The sequence below is a fragment of the Lentzea sp. JNUCC 0626 genome (genome assembly GCF_043632865.1).
Taxonomy (GTDB): domain Bacteria; phylum Actinomycetota; class Actinomycetes; order Mycobacteriales; family Pseudonocardiaceae; genus Lentzea.
The window spans coordinates 8,454,910-8,473,239 of sequence record NZ_CP171635.1 but is presented as its reverse complement, the minus strand read 5'-3'; the positions used below and the strand labels follow the sequence as shown (position 1 = coordinate 8,473,239).

Genomic DNA, 18,330 nt, shown 5'->3' with positions numbered 1-18,330 from the left:
TGGCTCCCGTGCGAAAGATCCTGGTCATCGGTATCGGCGCGGGCAACCCCGACCACCTGACGGTGCAGGCCGTCAAGGCGTTGCAGACGGTCGACGTGTACTTCGTGCTGGACAAGGGTTCCGTGAAGCAGGAGCTCGTCGACCTGCGCGCGTCGATCCTGGCCGAGCACGTGACGCGGCCGTACCGCTGGGTCGAGGGCCGGGATCCGGACCGCGACCGCACCCCCGCCGACTACAAGGCGACCATCGACGCGTGGCGCCGTGACCGTGCCGACGTCGTCCTGGGCCTGCTCGCCGAGCTGGGGCCGGACGAGGTCGGCGCGTTCCTGGTGTGGGGCGATCCGTCGCTCTACGACTCGACGCTGGCGATCCTCGACGACCTGCTGGCGCGCGGGGAGTCGTTCTCGGTGGAGGTGATCCCGGGCGTGACGTCGGTGGCGGCGTTGACGGCCGGGCACCGGGTGTCGCTGAACCAGGTCGGGAAGCCCGTGCAGATCACGACGGGGCGGCGGTTGGCTGCCGGGTGGCCGTCCGATGTGGACGACGTGGCCGTGATGCTGGACGCGCAGTACTCGTTCGAGGGCGTGGACCCCGACACGTGGATCTACTGGGGCGCCTACCTCGGGATGCCCGACGAGATCCTGGTGTCGGGGCGGGTAGGGGACGTCGCGGCGGAGATCCGCGCGGTGCGGTCGGAGGCCCGTGAGCGCAAGGGCTGGATCATGGACACCTACCTGCTGCGCCGCCCCTGATCAGTCTTCGACGAACCGGCGGACCGAGCGTTCGACGAGGTCCCGCGTCGCGTTCGGGGTGCTGAACGCGAGGATCGACGTGTGCACGACCAGGTTCAGCAGGTCCTCGGCGTCGAACGCGGTTGAGATCCGGCCCTCCGCCTGGGCCCTGGCGATGGCCGCGACCTTGACGTGGTGCGCCTCGACCTCCGCCTCCGGCAGCTTGTCGAAACCGTTCTCCAGCCGGTGGTACGCGGCGAGCCGGAGGATCTGCGGCTGCTCCAGGTAGGAGTCGAACAGCCTGCCCGCGTAGCCCGGCAGGTCGTCCGGGGTGATCGGGACCGACTCGATCATGCGGTCGATCTGGATCTTCAGCAGCTCGTCGAACAGGCCTTCCTTGCTGCCGAAGTAGGCGTAGATCATCGCCTTGTTGCAGCCCGCCTTGGCCGCGACGCGGTCGACGCGCGCGCCGGCGATGCCGTACTCGGCGAACTCGTCTAGAGCCGCTTCGAGCAGCTTGGCCTTGGTCGCTTCCTTGTCCCTCACCACGCCCCCATTCTAACCAACCGGTTGGTCGAGGCAACTAACCGTTTAGTTGACAGATGTCCGGAGACGTGGTTGCCTGGTTCTAGCAACCAACCGGTTGGTTAATCAGCGGGAGGAACAGGTCATGAAGGTCGCACTGGTCACGGGCGCTTCGTCGGGCATCGGCGAGTCCACGGCGGTTGAGCTGCACAAAGCCGGTTACACGGTCTACGCGGCGGCGCGCCGGGTGCAGCGGATGGAAGGGCTCGCCGCGCAGGGCATCAAGGTGCTGGAGATGGACGTGACCGACGACGAGTCGATGGTCGCGGGCGTCAAGCAGGTCATCGCGGAGTCCGGGCGGATCGACGTTCTCGTGAACAACGCCGGCTACGGGTCGTACGGGGCGTTCGAGGACGTGCCGCTGTCGGAAGGCAAGTACCAGTTCGAGGTGAACGTGTTCGGGCTCGCGCGGCTGGTGCAGTTGGTCGTGCCGCACATGCGCGCTCAACGCAGCGGTCGGATCGTGAACGTGTCGTCGATCGGCGGCAAGATCTACGAGCCGCTCGGCGGTTGGTACCACTCCACGAAGTTCGCGGTGGAGGGGCTGAGCGACTCGTTGCGGCTGGAGCTCAAGCCGTTCGGGATCGACGTCGTGGTGATCCAGCCCGGTGCGATCAAGACCGAGTGGGGCGGGATCGCCGTCGAGAACCTGCGCAAGCGGTCCGGTGAGGGTGCGTACAAGGAGCAGGTGCGGCAGCTGTCGGCGTTCTTCGGGCAGGTCGAGCGGGGTTCCGAGCCCAAGGTGATCGCGGACGTGATCGTGAAGGCGGCGAAGGCTCGCCGCCCGAAGACGCGGTACGCGGCGGGGTTCGGCGCGGGGCCGATCCTGTTCGCGCGCAGGGTGCTGTCCGACCGCGGGTTCGACGCGGTGTTCCTCGGCGCCATGCGGCGCGCGGGGCGTGTCTGAGCAGGTACCTTCGGTTCAGCACCACCGAGGGGAGTCGAGTGCACGAGGGGCTGTCGCGTGAGGCCGAGCAGCTGTACCTGGCGATGCTGCGAGGTGCCCGGAGCGAGCCCGGAACGGCGCACGACGAGCTGAAGCGACTGGGGCTGATCAGGGACGACGAGGTGCGGCCGCCGCGGTCGGCACTGGCCGCGATCGCGTCGAGTCACGAGGCCGCGGCCGTCCGGGCGCGCGAGACCGCCGAGGTGCTCGCCGCCGCCTACGCCTCGCATGGGGCGAAGGAGGTCGACTTCGTCGAGGTGCTCAAGGACGCGGACGAGGTGATCAGCGCGTTCGAGGAGATGCAGAGCCAGGCGAAGTCGGAGATCCGGGCTCTGGATCCGGGGTCGTACCTGAGCCCGCAGCCGGAGGCGAGTCCCGCGCAGCCTCCGGCGCTGGCCCGCGGTGTCGGGTACCGGGTGGTGTACGAGTCGGCGCTGTTGCAGACCGAACGCGGGTTCGCGTCGGTGCAGGAGAGCATCTCGGCGGGCGAGCAGGCGCGGACGTTCCCCGGGGTGCCGTTGAAGCTCGTGATCGCCGACGCGGACCGGGCGTTGATCGCCGTTCCGACAGTCACCGGCGGGAACGTCGTCGCACTTCTCATTCACCCGTCCGTGCTACTGAGTGCGTTGAGCGAGTTGTTCGAGGCGTTCTGGCGGATGGCGGTGTCGATCACCCCTGGGGGCCAGGAAGACACCCAGGAGGAGCCGACGACCGCCACCCGTCGGTTGATGGCGCTGCTCAGCGCGGGTCTGACGGACGAGTCGATCGCCCGCGAACTCGGTGTCAGCGAGCGGACGGTGCACCGCCGGGTGAGCCGGTTGCAGCAGTTGCTGGGGGCGCAGACCCGGTTCCAGCTCGGTGTCCAGGCGTCACGGCGGGGTTGGCTTTAGTCACTGGTTGTGATTGGCGCACCGATCTTCATCACTCTGTGAACACGATCGGTGACGGTTTCCTGACATGGCGACTTTCTGCCATCACCCAGGAGTGTTAAACGCGGCGTTTTCCCCTTCTCCTTTGTCGCAAGCACGGTCTCACCCAGGCCGTGCGGGGGCAGAAGGGGAACCACCGTGAGGAAGTACTTCAGAGGCGGCGTCGCCGTGGTGACGGGGGCGCTCATCGCGTCGAGCCTCGTGCTCACCCCGGCCGCCGGCGCAGCCGCCAAGCAGGACCCGGACACGGCCGCGCTCGCGGGTGCGCTCGCCACGCAGAAGGTGACCTGGGAGGAGTGCACCTTCCCCGGCGTCGACCCGGCCACCGTGGCCAAGTTCAAGACCGTCAAGGGCCTCGCCTGCGCGACCGTCCAGGTCCCGCGCGACTGGCACAACCCGGCCGACGGCAACACGATCGGCATCCGCGTCTCCAAGACCGAGACCGCCTACAAGGGCACCAGCCGCCAGGGCATCGCGCTCGTGAACCCCGGTGGTCCCGGCGGTTCCGGCCTGCCGTGGGGCGCGGCGATGGCCCTGCGCACCCCGGTCCTCGCGGGCCAGTACGACTTCATCGGGTTCGACCCGCGCGGCGTCGGCCTCTCCACGCCGCTCACGTGCAGCTACACCGTGCCGAACAGCACTGACGTCAACGTGCTGAACAAGGCCAAGGTCGACGGCTGCCTCGAGAACCCGCTCACGCAGTTCATCACCACCGAGCAGACCACGTACGACATGGACTTCATCCGTGTCCTGCTCGGCGAGAAGAAGATGAGCTACATCGGCTACTCCTACGGCACGTGGCTCGGCACCTGGTACGGCGCGACGTTCCCGTCCAAGGTCCACCGCATGCTGCTCGACTCGGCCGTCGACGCCTCGCAGTCGACCCTCGAGAACACCTGGGACCTGCAGCCGCGCACCCGCGACCGCCAGTTCCAGGAAGCCCTGCTGCCGTTCATGGCCCGCAGCGCCGACAAGTACGGCCAGGGCAGCGACCCGATGGAGATCCGCCGCAAGTGGGAGAAGGGCGGCGGCACTCGTGAGTTCGTCGGCCAGCTCTTCGTCGCGTGGTTCGTGATCCCGGCGATGTACGACACCTCGCAGTACCACGTGGCCGCCTCGGCCGTCGCCTCCGTGATCGACGCGACCAACCCGGCCGCTTCGGACTCGGAGAAGGTCGAGCAGATCGTCGCGAAGATGCTGTCGATCCCCGGCACCACCGACGACAACAAGGCGTTCATCACGAAGGCCAAGAACAACGCCCTCGCCGCCATCGCCAAGAAGGAGCGCGTGGCCGTCAAGTCGACGACCGCCGCCGCCGAGGTCGAGACCTGGGACGCCACCTTCGAGGCGATCCGCTGCCAGGACGGCCAGTGGAACCAGAACCTGCACTACTGGAACTACTGGCTCGCGGACCTGACCGTGAACGCGCCGTTCATCGCGCCGTTCATGAGCACCCCGCTCTGCGCCTACTGGCCGGCCAAGACCTCGATGCCGAAGCCGGACAAGAAGACGTTCCCGCGTCTGCTCGTCGCCCAGGCCGAGCTCGACGCCGCCACCGCCTACGAGGGCGGCCTCGCCACCGCGAAGGCCCTGCCGAACGCGAAGCTGATCAGCGTCGACAACGAGGGCTCGCACGGCCTGTTCCCGTACAACACGGACTGCGTCGACGACCCGATCGTCTTCTACTTCCAGACCGGCGCCACCCCGCGCAAGCAGTTCACGGGCTGCCAGGCGGTCCCGCTGCCGAACGAGGACAAGACGTTCGACGTCGGCGGCAAGCTGACCAACGGCAAGGTGCAGATCAAGATGATCACGCCGGCCGTGAAGCAGGCCAACAAGATCGTGAAGGACCTGCTCAGCGGGTCGTCCACGGCGGCGGCCGACGAGTCGGGCATGCCGGCCAACCTGTAACACCCCTTTGAGGCTGCGGCCCCGGTGCGCGTTGCGCGCCGGGGCCGTTTCCATGCCTGGGGATCTAGCGCTGCCACCACTTCTTGCGGACGACGTCCACGATCACGCACGTGATGTTGTCCGGGCCGCCGTTGCCGTTCGCCAGCGCGATCAGCTGCCACGCCGCCTCAGTTCCGTCCTCAGTGGACAACAGCACGTCGTGCACGTCCTCCAGGTCCGTGTAGTCGGTGAGGCCGTCGCTGCACAGCAGGTACCGGTCGTCCACCTTGGCCTGGTGCCAGGACAGGTCGGGATCGTGCGAGTTGCCGGACTGCAAAGCCCGCAACACATACGCACGCCGCGGGTGCACAAGAGCTTCCTCCGGCGTCATGCGGCCGGCGTCCACCAGGGCCTGGACCATGGTGTGGTCGTGGGAGAGCTGGCGGAGTTCGCCTTCGCGCAGCACGTAAGCGCGGGAGTCGCCGATGTGGGCCAGCTGGAAGGCGAGGCCTTCCCAGCGGATGGCGGTGAGGGTGGTGCCGGCGCCGGTGGGGGTTTCGGCGTCCAGGCGGCGGGCTATTTCTGACACGGCTGGGCCCAGGTCGCCTTGCCAGGTCGCGAGGACATCGACCGCGAGCGCGCTGGCCACTTCGCCGTGTTCGTGGCCGCCCATGCCGTCCGCCACCGCCTGGAGGTCCTGGCGGACGTAGACCGAGTCCTCGTTGTGCTCGCGGACGAGCCCCGGATCGGTGGCCACGGCGATGCGCAGCTCGTGTGTCATGTTTCTAGTAGAGCAGTTGTGAAGTGAGTTCACAAGCAATACGGTTGTGAACATGGATGAGACTGTCAGCGCCGGGGACATCGCTCGGCTCGCCGCGGTGGGGCGGGCGGCCGTGTCCAACTGGCGGCGGCGGTTCGAGGACTTTCCCTCGCCGGTCGGCGGGACGGCGTCCAGTCCGTTGTACCTCCTCAGAGACGTCGAGGTGTGGCTCAAGCGCAACGGGAAAGCGTTCCGGGTGTCGCCGGCGGAGAGGTTGTGGACGCAGCTGCGGACGCACGACGACCTCCGTCTCGGTGAGGCACTGGCCAACACGGAAACGGACGACGAGACGTTCGAGTTCCTGCACGCGCGTTACCTGGAAGCCCACTCACGGCTGCTCAACCCCACACCGCCAGAAGTCATCGAGGCGCTCCTTGCCACCACCGACGGCGACACGGTCATCGACCCGGCGTGCGGCACCGGCAGCCTGCTCAAGGCGTCCAAGGCCAGGAACAAGATCGGCCAGGAGATCGACCCCGTGTCGGCGGTCATCGCGAGACGGCGAATGCCCGACGCACAGATCATCACCGGCGACTCGCTGCGCCACAACGGGATCGCGCACAAGGCGGACGCGGTCATCTGCGATCCGCCGTGGCACGACAGGACGTGGGGGCACGAGGAACTCGTCGGCGACGCCAGATGGACCTACGGCCTGCCACCCCGAGGCGAACCCGAACTCGCCTGGCTCCAGCACTGCCTCTCCCTCACCAAGCCCGGCGGCCTGGTAGCCGTCCTGCTCCCCTCGGCAGCAGCGACGAGGCGACCGGGCAAGCGCATCCGCGGCAACCTGCTCAGGACCGGAGCCATCCGGGCGATCATCACCGTCACCCCCGGCCGCGACCTCTGGCTGCTGAGGAACCCGACAGGCCGCGCCCCCGAACACATCGCACTCCTACAACGGCCAGGCCCCCTCGACCCCAACACCAGGGTCATCGACCTGCTCGACGACGACGTCGACCTGAGCCCGACGCGACGCACCGGCACCGACGCGACCGAGTACATCAACGCGGTCTTCACCCCGCCGACCCTGCCCGAACTCCAAGCAGTGGCCCCGCCGATGACCACCATCGGCGACCTCATCCGCACCGCACCGGGCACGCACCCCGTCACGTCCCCCACCGGCGCCGTCTACGAGATCGACCCGCGCAAGATCGACCCCGACTTCCTCGAAGGTGTCCTGAAAGCCGCGTTCGCCCGCACGCCGACGGGATCGACCAGGCTCGACGTCAAGCGCACGCAGGTGCCGTCGCTCCCGCTCGCCGAGCAACGCAAGTACGGACAGGCCTTCCACCAGCTCAAAGAGGCCGAAGAGAAGCTCAACGACGCGGCCGAGCTGATCAGGATCGGGTACGCCGGGTTGCTGCAGGGCCAGATCGGCCCGCGGTGAAGGTTAGGCTTCGGAAGTGCTGATCGCCGACCGCTACGAGATCGACGACCTGCCGCTGGGGCGGGGCGGCATGGGTGCCGTGCACGAAGGCCGGGACCTAAGGCTCGACAGGAGAGTCGCGGTCAAGCTGCTCAGGCTGCCCGGCAGCGACGACGAGGTGGCGCACCGGTTCGCGCGCGAGGCCAGGATCGTCGCCGGCCTGGAACACCCCGGAGTGCCTGTCCTGTACGACTTCGGCACCCACGAGCAGCGCCTCTTCCAGGTCATGCAGTTCGTCGAGGGCGTCACGGTCGCGGACCTCGTCGGCGAGTTCGGCCCGCTGCCCGAGGCGTGGGCCGCGAACATCGCCGCCCAGGCCGCCGCCGTGCTGACGACGGCCCACGACCGCGGCATCTGCCACCGGGATCTCAAGCCCACCAACCTGATGCTGTGCCCGGACGGCGCGGTGAAGGTGCTGGACTTCGGCCTGGCGCTGCTCAAGGAGAGCGACGTGGCGCCGTTCAGCCGCGCCGGGCAGATCCTCGGCACGCCGAGTTACATGGCCCCGGAGCAGATCCAGCGCGGCACCGCCGAACCGCGGAGCGACCTGTACGCACTCGGCTGTGTGTTGCACGAAATGCTGACGGGCGAACAACTCTTCACCGGCCCGACGGCCTATGCGGTGTTCGACAAGCACGTCAAGGAAGCGCCGCCGCAGCTGAAGAGCCCGCTCAACGCCACGCTGCAAAGCCTGCTGGCCAAGGAACCCGACGGACGCCCCGACACCGCGATGGACGTTTTCGAGGCCCTCCAACCGTTTGCGCAGAACCCACCGCCACTGCCCGGTTTCGTCCACGAGGACTCGACGGCGATGTACGCGAGCGTGCAGGTCAGGCCGGGATTCGGTTCACCTCGTGATCACCGGTCGCCCACAGGTGTTGCACCGCGTACGCCCGCCACGGCCGCCACGCCTCCGCGCGCCTGACCAGCGCAGCGGGCGTCGACGGCAGGCCCAAAGCCTCGGCGGCCAGCCGAATCCCGAGATCCGTCGGCAGGAACGCGTCGGGATCCCCCAAAGAGCGCATCAGGATCGACTCAACGGTCCACGGCCCGAACCCCGGCAACGACGAAAGCCATTCCCGCGCAACGACTCGGTCAGCCGCAGGCGAAAGGTCCAAACCGGACTCCAAAGCCTCCAGCAACGCCGCCATCGTGCGCCGACGAGACTCCGGCATCGCCAAAGAAGCAGGATCGAACGACAGCGGGAACAGGAACAGGTCCCCCGCCGGCGTCCCCTCAGCCGCAACGAGCCGAGCGGCGTGCGTCCGAGCCGCCTTCGTCGACACCTGCTGCCCCAGCACGGCCCTGATCGCGAACTCGGCGCCATCCACCGTGCGCGGCACACGACGGCCAGGAGCGGCCGCGACCAACGGTGCCAAAAGCGGGTCGGCGGACAACGCCTCATCGACCGCGAATGGATCCACGTCGAGGTCGAGAAGGAACCGGCAAAGGTCTAGAGCACTTGCCGAATCGCGAGAATCCGACAGGTCGAGGACACACTCGACGTAGTTCGGGAACGGTTGCAAAGCCGCGACGCCAAAGCCGTAAGGAAGTCGCAAGGTTCGCCGGTAGACACCGTCCCGCCACTCCTCCACGCCGGGCACGGCGGTGGCGATGAGGTGGCCGAACAGGTTGTCAGGACACAGCGGTGGCTGAAAGTGCAAGCGTTCCGAGAACGTCGCCGGCGGCATACCGCCAAGCATGACGCCATTCCAACCGAGACGCTGGCGGGAAAGCGACATCATTCTGGACGGGGCCAACCGGGTGACCTGCTACTCGGCGCGAAAATCCGTGGCTAGGCTGACCGTCGCGCCGTTGCAGGAGTTGTCGGATTTTCAGCAGGGAAGGGCGGCGTCGCGTGCGATGAGGGCGGCTTGGACGCGGTTGTCGCACCGAAGTTTCGTCAGCAGTCGGCTGACGTGGGCTTTGATAGCCCCCTCCGAGAGGTACATGAGCCTTGCGATGCGTGCGTTCGCCATGCCTTGCGCCAAGTACACGAGCACTTCCTGCTCCCGCCGGGTGAGCAGGCCGATGCGGCTGCGTGCGGCGTCCCGTCGTTCCGAGTCGGCGCCGGTGAAGTGGTCGATCAACGCACGGGTCGCGGACGGCGAGAGCATCGCCTCTCCGGCGGCGACGGCACGCACGGCCTTCACGAGAGCGTCGGGTTCGCCGTTCTTGAACAGGAATCCCGCCGCGCCCGCGCGCAACGCGGGGAACAACATCTCTTCGGTCTGCGGGGTGCACAGCATGATCACCTGGGTGCCCGGGACGTGCCTGCGCACCATCCGCACCGCGGTGAGCCCTTCCATGCCGGGCATCGACGCGTCCATCAGCAACACCTGCGGACGTTGCCGCCGCGCGAGTTCCAACGCCCCGCCGCCGTCGCCCGCCTCGCCGACCACCGCGACGTTGCCGCTGCGCTCCAGCACTCCGCGGACACCCGTGCGGATCAACACCTCGTCGTCGGCGATGCCGACGGTGATCGTGCGCGGTTTGTCCACGAGCTGCAGCCCTGCGCTCGCCCACGAGGTGCTCGTCGTCAACGTCATGCGCACTCCCTGTCAGACCGGACCAGCTTCCAGTTTGTTCCCGAACGAGAGCGCCGGGAAGGCATGCATAACGAGCAGGTTGCGAACCGTCTCACGCACACGGAGGCGTAACGGGTTGCACGTCCAGGGCCACCGCCCACGAACAGCGCAAACGCCGGAGCGAGACAGGAACCTCCTGCCGTTACGGCTTGCGGAGAGGGACTCATGACCAGCACCGGACGTTGCGCTCTGTGCGACGGCGCGCTGCCTCCCGCCACCTCCGAGCAACGCAGGTCCTACTGCTCCAACGCCTGCCGCCAACGGGCGTATCGACGCCGTGTGACCGTTACGGCACCAACGCCCGTTACCAGGCAAAACCTGCGTGTCCTCTCCAACCTGCCTGCTGCCCGCGACACGTTCGTAGGCCGCCAGCAGGAGCTGTCGAAACTCGACCAGCTGTTGCGCAGGCATCGTCTCGTTACGCTCGTCGGCAGTGCGGGTGCGGGCAAGACGAGGCTCGCGCTGGAGGCCGCCGGACGACTCAGGCGTGGCCGCACGGACCGCGTCCTGCTCGTCGAACTGGGCGAGATCACCACTTCCCGAGACGTCGTGCCAGCCCTCGCTGACGCGCTCGGAGTGGCCGCCGAGACCGACGAACCGTTGCGCGACACCGTGCTCGAGACGCTGGTGAACATGAAGGTCGTCGTGGTGCTCGACAACTGCGAACACCTCCTCGACACCTGCGCCGAACTCACCGACGTGCTGCTCAACCGCTGCCCCGGCGTCCGGGTGCTCGCGACGTCGCGCGAGGCGTTGTGGATCACCGGCGAGGTCAGCTTCCACGTCGAGGGCCTGCCGGTCCCGTCGACGGACCGCGACCTCGTGACGACGGCGGCACCGCGCTCTGAGGCCGTGAAGCTGTTCGTGGACCGTGCGCGCGAACGCAAGCCCGACTTCCGTCTGTCCGTGGACAACACAGCTGCTGTGGCGTTGTTGTGCGCGCGTTTGGAAGGCATGCCGCTCGCCATCGAACTCGCGGCGCGCTGGGTGCGGTTGCTGCCGGTCGCGGACATCTGCGACCGCCTGGACGAACCGCTGGAACTGCTGACCTCGGGCTGCCGCAAGTCGCCGCGGCAGAGCTCGTTGCGGGAGGCCATCGACTGGAGCTACCAGCTGTTGCAGCCGGACGAGCAGTTCGCGTTGCGGCGGCTCTCCGTGTTCGACGGCGGCTTCGACCTGGGCGCGGCCACCGAGGTCTGCTCGTCGGAACGGTCGGCGGAACCGGTGCTGGACGTGCTCTCGCGGTTGCAGGCGAAGTCCCTGGTGACGGCCGTGCCCGGCACGACGAGGTTCCGGCAGCTGGAGACGATCCGGTTGCACGCCAAGGAGAAGCTGCTGGCGGCAGGCGAACTGGACGTCGCCTACGAGGCGCTGGCCCGCTGGTTCACCGACCTGTCGGACGTGCTGATCACCGCACCCATGTCGATGTCGGCGGACGTGCAGCACAAGCTCGACAACCACGTCGACAGCCTGCTGGGCACCGTCGAATGGGCGGCCGACCGCGCCGACGAACGGTTGCTGCTGTTGACGTCCGCGCTGGCCGACTGCGCTGCCCGGCGCGGACGGCTGGGCCAGGCGCGGGTGATGCTCCGGGACGCGTTGCGCCGACCGTCCACTCGCGACGACTACCGCTGTGTGGCGCTGAACCACGCGGCCCGGTTCGCGGCCGAGCAGGGCGACCACGGCGAGGCACTGGAACTCTCCGCCGAGGCGTCGCGGCTGGTCAGGACCATCGGGCAACCGGCGTTGCTGATGAGCAGCCGCAGCACGCTGGCGGCCGTGCAGCAGTCGTCCGGCGAGTGGGAGGCGTCGGACAAGAACAACACCGAGTGTCTAAGGGTCGCCGAGTTGCTGGGCGAGCCATTGGCCCGTGCGACGGCATTGGTCGATTTGGCACGCACGGCCTTGTCGCTGGGCAAGCACGAACGCGCCGAAGAGAACGTCATGTCGGCGTTACCCCTCTCGCGCGCGTCGGGCGTCCCCGCGCGCATCGCCTCCGCTTTGAACACACGCGGCGCCGTCGCGTTGGTGCAGGGCGACCTGGACGAGGCCACGCACGCGTTCCAGGAAGCACTGCGCATGGACGGCATCAACCCGTTGACCGCCCCAGACGCCCTTGAGGGTTTGGCCGTGGTCGCGTTGACGCGCGGTCAGGCAGAGCGCGCGCTACGGCTAGAGGCCACCGGACGCGCCATGCGCCGTTCGGTCGGTGTGGTGCCGAACCCGTTCTGGGCAGAGAAGGTCAACGGAGCGATGCGCACCGCACGGCTGATGCTGTCCGTCGCGCGCGCAGAGGCGGCATCAACGCCGTTGACAGCGGCGGAAACCGAGGCGTTCATCCAGGACGAGGTGTGGCTGGACCGCACCGAAGCCGCGTTCGACGCCCTGGACGACCACGAACGCCGCGTGATCGCCCTGCTGGCCACCGGCCTGACCAACCAGCAGATAGCCAACCGCCTCAACGTGTCCGTGCGGACCGTGGCCTCCCGGCTGCACCGGCTGCGCGACAAACTGGGCCTGCGCAGCCGGGAGGACATCGCCGCGTGGGGAGCGGAACGCGCTATCGGCTGAGCGCGTAGACGCTCACCCAGAGCTGGCAGATCTCTTCGGCCGCGATCCGGGCATCCGCCGCCTGGAGCGCCGCCAGCTTCAACACCTCGGCGTTCTTTGCCGTGGTGGCGTTGGGAATCGCGAGCACCGTCATCCCGGCCGAGTGCGCCGACCGGATGCCGGACGCCGAGTCCTCGACCGCCAGGCAGTTCGCGGGGTCGAGCCCGAGCTTGCGCGCGGCCAGCAGGTACGGGTCCGGCGCCGGCTTGCCGCGGGTGACGTCGTCCCCGGTCACGATGGCCTCGACGTGCCTGCGGAGCCCGGACGCCGACGCCGCCGCCCGCACGTACCGGCGCGGCGACGCCGACACGAGCCCGACCGGCCCGAGTTCGGCAGCCTGGGCGACCAGTTCCGCGGCCCCAGGCAGCAGCCCGAACTCTCCGCGCGCGATGGCGTCCACCATGCCGTCGACGCACTCGGAGGTCGCCCGTTCCGGCGTGAGGTCCCCGCACCGTTCGGCGAGGTAGGCACCCCAGGTCGACGTTCCCTGGATCGCGGCCCAGTCCTGCGCGGTCCAGCGGTAGTCGTGGCGGGCCGCGACGGTGCCGATCACCCGCTGCCAGGTCGCCGCGCTGTCCACGAGGGTGTCGTCCAGGTCGAAGATCGTCGCGAGAAGCGTCACTCGATCATGGTTGGCACCGGGACGGCGGGGACGCAGTCCGGACTAGGCGGTTTGACCCGATGGTGCGAACTTGCCGACCTTCACTGAGAGCAGGAACGCCGACCACGAGCCGGGGGCGACGGGCAGGTGGGTGGCGGGTGCCTTGCTGTCGCGGAGACCGACGCCGCGGCCGACCTCGACGCAGTTGCTCGCGTTCGCGCTGTAACTGCTCTTCCGCCACATGCCAGGTGCCCCCTCAGGTCGCGAGGTCGGAGATCCTCTTCCTGGATTCTTCCGCATCCAGTGCGAGCCGGTCGATCGCTTCCACCACCTTCTCGTAGCCCTGGACGGCCTCCTTCCGCTCGATGATGAGGTTCGACTTCTCGGTCTCCAGGAAGACCACCGGCTCGATCCTGTCGAACCGCATCAACTCGAACGTGCCCGCCGCGCCGGGATGGGCCCCGACCGAGAAGGGCACCATCCGGATGTCGATGTACGGCCGGACAGACATCTGTAGCAGGTGATGGAGCTGCGCACGCATGACGTCGGCCCCGCCCACGGGCGCCAACAGGATCTGTTCGTGGATGTAGAAGGTGCACGCGAGCCGCTGCCTGAAGACCTCTTGCATCCCGATCCGCGCGGCCACAGCTTGTTCGATCGCATCCTGCGGAAAGCTGGCGGAGGTGCGGAACAGCGCCCGCATGTAGTCGGGGAGCTGCACCAGTCCGGGGATGACCAGCGGGCACCAGCTCACGAACTTCTTGGCCTTGAACAGGTGCTCGAGGAACGTCCTGGGGAGGATCGGCTGTGTCTCGCCGTGGTGCTGCCACCAGTCCTTGACCTCTGTCTCGCGGTAGAGGCGCAGCAGGTGGTCGCGCTCGGCCGGTGCGATCCGACAGAAGCTCAGCAGGATGGCGACATCGACCTCGGTGCAGCCGCCCTTGCCGTTCATCAGGTCCGAGAGCTTGCCTGGGTCCCAGTCGATCTTCTCGCAGATCTCGCGCGCGGTCATGCACGTGCTGGCGACCGCCGCCCGTATCGCGTCGCCGAACTCGCGGCCGCGTGCCGTGGAGAAACGCTTTGGCATGGAACGAAGCTAGGGCCGACCGTCCTCTTCGCACAGTCACCAGGGCAGAAGTCCGCCCGAAGGGCTGTCGTCTCGGAACCCCTCCAATGGTTAACCAAATAGACCGAAACAAGACAGGCCGGGCTTACTAAACCGTTTTCGGACTGCTCCGTTCGAGTGACGGCAGAGGTCTAGACCTTGACCTTCGAGTGGTCTAAACCACATCGTTCCGGTACCCCCTGCGACTGAGGAGACCGATGTCCAAGTTCCGATGGCATCTAGCTGCTCTCTTCGCGGCCCTGTCCGCGTTGGTCCTCGGAATCGTCGTCGTGCCCGCTGCTAGCGGTGCCGGTGGCGTTTCCGCCACGTTCTCCAAGGGTTCGGACTGGGGAACGGGCTTCGAGGGCAAGTACACGATCAAGAACAACAGCGCGGCGGCCCTGACGTCGTGGACGGTGGAGTTCACGCTCCCCGCCAACCACAGGGTCACGTCGCTCTGGGACGGCTCGTACACGACGAGCGGCCAGAACGTCACGGTCAAGAACACCTGGAACGGCAACATCGGTGTCGGCGGGTCGGTGAGCTTCGGCTTCAACGGCGCGTACACCGGGTCGTTCGGTGCTCCGACCAACTGCAAGCTCAACGGTGGCTCGTGTGAGGCCGGCGGGACGAACCCGACGACCACCACGACGACGTCGACCACGACGACTACCACCACCACGACCACCACGACGACGACCACGACTGGTACGCCGCCGCCCGGTGGGAAGATCAACCTCGGTTACTTCACCGAGTGGGGCACCTACCCCGCCAAGAACTACCTGCCGAAGAACATGGACACCTCCGGCACAGCCGCGAACATCACGCACATCAACTACTCGTTCGGCAACGTGACGAACGGCCGTTGTGTGATCGGTGAGTCGTTCCCGGCGATCGAGAAGTCGTACACGGCGGCCGAGTCGGTCGACGGCGTCGCTGACGTGTGGGACGCGCCGGTTCGCGGTGCCTTCAACCAGCTGCTGAAGCTGAAGAAGAAGTACCCGCACATCAAGGTGCTGTACTCGTTCGGTGGTTGGACCTGGTCCGGTGGCTTCGCTCAGGCGGCCGCCTCCGAGGCCTCGCGCCAGACCTTCGCGGACTCCTGCTACTCGCTGCTCGAGGACCCGCGCTGGGCGAACCTGTTCGACGGCATCGACATCGACTGGGAGTACCCGAACGCCTGTGGTCTCACCTGCGACACGAGCGGCTTCGACTCCTACCGCCTGCTGATGCAGAAGCTGCGCCAGAAGTTCGGCCAGAACTACCTGGTCACCTCGGCCATCACGGCGGACGGCACCAACGGTGGCAAGATCGACGCCGCTGACTACGCCGGTGCTGCTCAGTTCGTCGACTGGTACAACGTCATGACCTACGACTACTTCGGTGCGTGGGCTGCTCAGGGTCCGACGGCTCCGCACTCGGCGCTGACGAACTTCGCCGGCATCCCGACCGCAGGCTTCTACTCCGACGCGGCGATCCAGAAGCTCAAGGGCAAGGGCGTCGCGTCCAAGAAGCTCCTGCTCGGCATCGGCTTCTACGGCCGCGGCTGGACCGGCGTCACGCAGGCTGCTCCTGGCGGCACGGCGACCGGCCCCGCGCCGGGCATCGAGCCGGGCATCCAGGACTACAAGGTGCTCAAGACCTCCTGCCCGGCCAACGGCACGGTCGCGGGTACCGCGTACGCGAAGTGTGGTGACCAGTGGTGGAGCTACGACACCCCGGCCACCATCGGCGGCAAGATGTCGTACGCGAACAGCCAGGGTCTCGGTGGCGCCTTCTTCTGGGAGATGTCCGGAGACACCTCGAACGGTGAATTGGTGAAAGCGATGAAGAACGGCCTCGGCTGATCTTCATAAACGCCGGGAGGGGAGCTGGGTCAACCCAGCTCCCCTTTTGTTTTGCCTGGAACTTCAGCAGAAGTGCTGGTTCATCAGCTTGCGGTAGGCGTCACCGGGTTCGGCGTTGCTGCCGTTGTCGGTGACGGACAGCTCGAAGCGCCTGCCGTCCGGTGCGCCGAGCATCAACGACGCGTAGCCGTGGATCGTGCCATCGTGGCCGTAGATCGTGGCGCCGCACTCCAGCTTCACCACCGAGAGGCCCAGGCCGTAGCCGGGGCTGACGGTCGTGGTGCGTGTCAGTTCCCTTTGCTGGGCGGGTTTCAGGAGCTTGCCAGCGAGCAGCGCAGCCAGGAACGTGTCCAGGTCACGGGTCGTCGAGATCATCTCCCCCGCCGCTCCTCCCCACGACGGGTTGAGGCGCGTGACGTCGATGACGTTCCCCGAAGCGTCCGGGTAGTAGCCGTGGGCGTGCCGTCCCGGAATGTCCACTGTGGCGCGTGGCAGCACGGTGTCGTTCAGGCGCAACGGCTTGATGATGCGCTGCTCGACGGCGTGCTGGTACGGCCTGCCGGTCAGCTTCGCGATGAGCATGCCCAGCACGATGTAGCCGGTGTTGGAGTAGCTCTGCCCCTTGCCCGGCTCGAAGAGCAACGGGCGACTGGTGGCGATGTCGACGAGTTCCTGCTCGGTCCACGTCTTGAAGCGGATCGCGTGGAATACGGCGGGGTCGAGCGGCAACGCCTCCGCGTGGTCGTAGAGGCCGCTGGTGTGTTGCAGCAACTGGCGGACGGTGATGCGGGCGTCGACCAGGCCGGGCAGGTAGCGGACCACCGGAGCGTCCAGGTCGATCTTGCCCTCGCCTGCCAGCTGAAGCACCACAGTGGACACGAACGGCTTGGTGACGCTGCCGATGCGGAAGGTTCCGTTGTGCGGCACGGGTTTGCGCGAGCCTCGTTCGGCGAATCCCGAACGGAGCGTGTCGCGGCCGTCGATGCGGACCTGGATGCCCAGCGCGCCGCCGGACTTCGTCAGTTCGTCGATGGTCTTCTGAACGTCGGAGTGTTTCGGCTCCGCCGCCGCGGCGGTGCCGGCGGTGGCCAGCAACGCCGCGGCGGTCAGGGCGGCTACGAGTCTCATGGTCAGCAGAAGACCTCGGTGAGGATCCGGTTGAAGGCCTCGCCGGGGTTGCCCTCGGTCGGACCGCTGGTGGCGTTGAGCTCGAAGCGCTTCTTGGTGTCCGGCGAGGTCAGCAGCTGCGACGAGTAGCCGGGGATGCCGCCGCCGTGACCCCACACCTTCGCACCGCACGGCAGGGTCTCGACCTGGAGGCCGAGGCCGTACCCGGGGCTCACCGCGGTGGTCTTGCTGATCTCCTTCTGCTGCGCGGGCTTCAGCAATTTGCCGTCGGCCAGCGCGTCGATGAACGTGTCGAGGTCGCGGGTCGTGGAGATCATCTCACCGGCCGCCCAGGCGACCGAAGGGTTCATCTTGGTGATCTCCGACGGCTGCCCCGCCACGACCCAGTACGCCCGCGCGTGCGGGCCGCTGATGGCGGCCTTGTCGCCGGGCACCTCGGTGTCGTTGAGGCGCAACGGCTTCAGGATGCGTTGTTCCACCGCCTTCTCGTAGGGCTTGCCGGTGATCTTCTCGACGAGCAGCCCGGCGACGACGTAGTTGGTGTTGGAGTAGTTCCACTGGGTGCCGGGGTCGAAGTCCAGCGGCTTGCTCGTGGCCAGCGCGAGGAGTTCGGCGGGTTCCCAGTGCTTGTACCGGATCTGCTCGAACGCGTCCGGGTCGAGCGGCAGCCCATCCGTGTAGTTGTAGAGGCCGCTGGTGTGTTGCAGGACCTGGCGGACGGTGATGCGCTCGTCGATCAGGCCGGGCAGGTAGCGGACGACGGGCGCGTCCAGGTCGACCTTGCCCTCCCCCACGAGCTGGAGCACCACCGTCGACACGAACGTCTTCGTGATGCTGCCGACGCGGAACCTGCCGTCCGCCGGAACAGGACGGGAGCTGTTCAGCTCCGCCTTTCCGGAGACGGCCGTGAAGCGCTGCCGTCCGTCGGTCACCCTGGCCTGCACGCCGAGCGCCGCGCCGCTCTGCGTGACCTGGTCGAGAGCCTGCTGGATGACCTTGCGGTCGACGCTTGACGTGTCCGCCGAAGCGATGCCCGTGGTGGTCAGAGCCAGCAGGCTCGTTGCCGTGACTGTTGCTATCAGTCGAATCCCCATGTGCCCCAGCTAATCGAGGCACGGCGTGCG

Annotated in this window: 17 protein-coding genes; 8 read left to right on the top strand and 9 right to left on the bottom strand. The window is 67.6% G+C overall.

What is annotated here, in order from left to right:
• Window positions 1–8 precede the first annotated feature (8 nt).
• Entirely contained in the window at window positions 9–752 is a 744-nt protein-coding gene (cobF, locus tag JNUCC0626_RS39545; RefSeq protein ID WP_394615768.1) for a precorrin-6A synthase (deacetylating), read from the top strand.
• Here the strand turns inward: cobF and JNUCC0626_RS39540 are convergent, their stop codons facing one another.
• Window positions 753–1,280, bottom strand: coding sequence for a TetR family transcriptional regulator (locus JNUCC0626_RS39540; protein WP_394615767.1), 528 nt, complete (start codon window positions 1,278–1,280; stop codon window positions 753–755). It lies immediately after the preceding gene.
• A gap of 121 nt (window positions 1,281–1,401) precedes the next feature.
• Between JNUCC0626_RS39540 and JNUCC0626_RS39535 the strand changes: the two genes are divergently transcribed.
• From JNUCC0626_RS39535 to JNUCC0626_RS39525, 3 genes are all read left to right on the top strand, one after another.
• Window positions 1,402–2,223 carry an oxidoreductase gene (locus JNUCC0626_RS39535; protein ID WP_394615766.1) on the top strand — a complete coding sequence of 274 codons (822 nt, stop codon included), beginning with the start codon at window positions 1,402–1,404 and terminating at the stop codon, window positions 2,221–2,223.
• 38 nt (window positions 2,224–2,261) lie between these two features.
• Window positions 2,262–3,152, top strand: a complete 891-nt coding sequence (locus JNUCC0626_RS39530) for a helix-turn-helix transcriptional regulator (protein WP_394615765.1) — start codon at window positions 2,262–2,264, stop codon at window positions 3,150–3,152.
• Between the two features lie 177 nt (window positions 3,153–3,329).
• The gene (locus JNUCC0626_RS39525) at window positions 3,330–5,102 is read left to right on the top strand and encodes an alpha/beta hydrolase (RefSeq protein ID WP_394615764.1); all 1,773 of its coding nucleotides are present in this window, start codon (window positions 3,330–3,332) and stop codon (window positions 5,100–5,102) included.
• Window positions 5,103–5,166: 64 nt separating this feature from the next.
• Here the strand turns inward: JNUCC0626_RS39525 and JNUCC0626_RS39520 are convergent, their stop codons facing one another.
• Window positions 5,167–5,862 (bottom strand): PP2C family protein-serine/threonine phosphatase, encoded by a 696-nt coding sequence (locus JNUCC0626_RS39520; RefSeq protein ID WP_394615763.1) that lies wholly within the window; start codon window positions 5,860–5,862, stop codon window positions 5,167–5,169.
• A gap of 52 nt (window positions 5,863–5,914) precedes the next feature.
• On the opposite strand from JNUCC0626_RS39520, the gene JNUCC0626_RS39515 reads away from it, so the two are divergent.
• A complete protein-coding gene (locus JNUCC0626_RS39515) occupies window positions 5,915–7,288 on the top strand; it encodes an N-6 DNA methylase (protein WP_394615762.1) in 1,374 nt (457 codons plus the stop codon).
• A gap of 16 nt (window positions 7,289–7,304) precedes the next feature.
• Window positions 7,305–8,252, top strand: coding sequence for a serine/threonine-protein kinase (locus JNUCC0626_RS39510; RefSeq protein ID WP_394615761.1), 948 nt, complete (start codon window positions 7,305–7,307; stop codon window positions 8,250–8,252).
• Here the strand turns inward: JNUCC0626_RS39510 and JNUCC0626_RS39505 are convergent.
• A complete protein-coding gene (locus JNUCC0626_RS39505; RefSeq protein ID WP_394615760.1) occupies window positions 8,158–9,018 on the bottom strand; it encodes a DNA-3-methyladenine glycosylase family protein in 861 nt (286 codons plus the stop codon). The genes JNUCC0626_RS39510 and JNUCC0626_RS39505 overlap by 95 nt on opposite strands.
• Before the next feature lie 144 nt (window positions 9,019–9,162).
• The gene (locus JNUCC0626_RS39500; RefSeq protein WP_285645022.1) at window positions 9,163–9,876 is read right to left on the bottom strand and encodes a response regulator; all 714 of its coding nucleotides are present in this window, start codon (window positions 9,874–9,876) and stop codon (window positions 9,163–9,165) included.
• Between the two features lie 204 nt (window positions 9,877–10,080).
• Between JNUCC0626_RS39500 and JNUCC0626_RS39495 the strand changes: the two genes are divergently transcribed.
• Window positions 10,081–12,486: an ATP-binding protein gene (locus tag JNUCC0626_RS39495; RefSeq protein ID WP_394615759.1), complete on the top strand. Its 2,406-nt coding sequence runs from the start codon at window positions 10,081–10,083 to the stop codon at window positions 12,484–12,486.
• On the opposite strand, the gene JNUCC0626_RS39490 is transcribed toward JNUCC0626_RS39495, so the two are convergent.
• The 3 genes from JNUCC0626_RS39490 to JNUCC0626_RS39480 are packed head-to-tail and all read right to left on the bottom strand — an operon-like array spanning window position 12,476 to window position 14,213.
• Window positions 12,476–13,147 carry an HAD family hydrolase gene (locus JNUCC0626_RS39490; protein WP_394615758.1) on the bottom strand — a complete coding sequence of 224 codons (672 nt, stop codon included), beginning with the start codon at window positions 13,145–13,147 and terminating at the stop codon, window positions 12,476–12,478. The two genes, JNUCC0626_RS39495 and JNUCC0626_RS39490, sit on opposite strands and share 11 nt — an antisense overlap.
• A gap of 42 nt (window positions 13,148–13,189) precedes the next feature.
• Window positions 13,190–13,369, bottom strand: a complete 180-nt coding sequence (locus tag JNUCC0626_RS39485; RefSeq protein ID WP_394615757.1) for a DUF397 domain-containing protein — start codon at window positions 13,367–13,369, stop codon at window positions 13,190–13,192.
• A gap of 13 nt (window positions 13,370–13,382) precedes the next feature.
• The gene (locus JNUCC0626_RS39480; RefSeq protein WP_394615756.1) at window positions 13,383–14,213 is read right to left on the bottom strand and encodes a helix-turn-helix domain-containing protein; all 831 of its coding nucleotides are present in this window, start codon (window positions 14,211–14,213) and stop codon (window positions 13,383–13,385) included.
• Between the two features lie 236 nt (window positions 14,214–14,449).
• On the opposite strand from JNUCC0626_RS39480, the gene JNUCC0626_RS39475 reads away from it, so the two are divergent.
• Window positions 14,450–16,078, top strand: coding sequence for a glycosyl hydrolase family 18 protein (locus JNUCC0626_RS39475; protein WP_394615755.1), 1,629 nt, complete (start codon window positions 14,450–14,452; stop codon window positions 16,076–16,078).
• 63 nt (window positions 16,079–16,141) lie between these two features.
• Here the strand turns inward: JNUCC0626_RS39475 and JNUCC0626_RS39470 are convergent, their stop codons facing one another.
• On the bottom strand, window positions 16,142–17,206 hold the full coding sequence (locus JNUCC0626_RS39470) for a serine hydrolase domain-containing protein (protein WP_394615754.1): 1,065 nt from the start codon (window positions 17,204–17,206) through the stop codon (window positions 16,142–16,144).
• A gap of 2 nt (window positions 17,207–17,208) precedes the next feature.
• Window positions 17,209–18,300: a serine hydrolase domain-containing protein gene (locus JNUCC0626_RS39465; RefSeq protein ID WP_394615753.1), complete on the bottom strand. Its 1,092-nt coding sequence runs from the start codon at window positions 18,298–18,300 to the stop codon at window positions 17,209–17,211.
• Window positions 18,301–18,330: the final 30 nt, after the last annotated feature.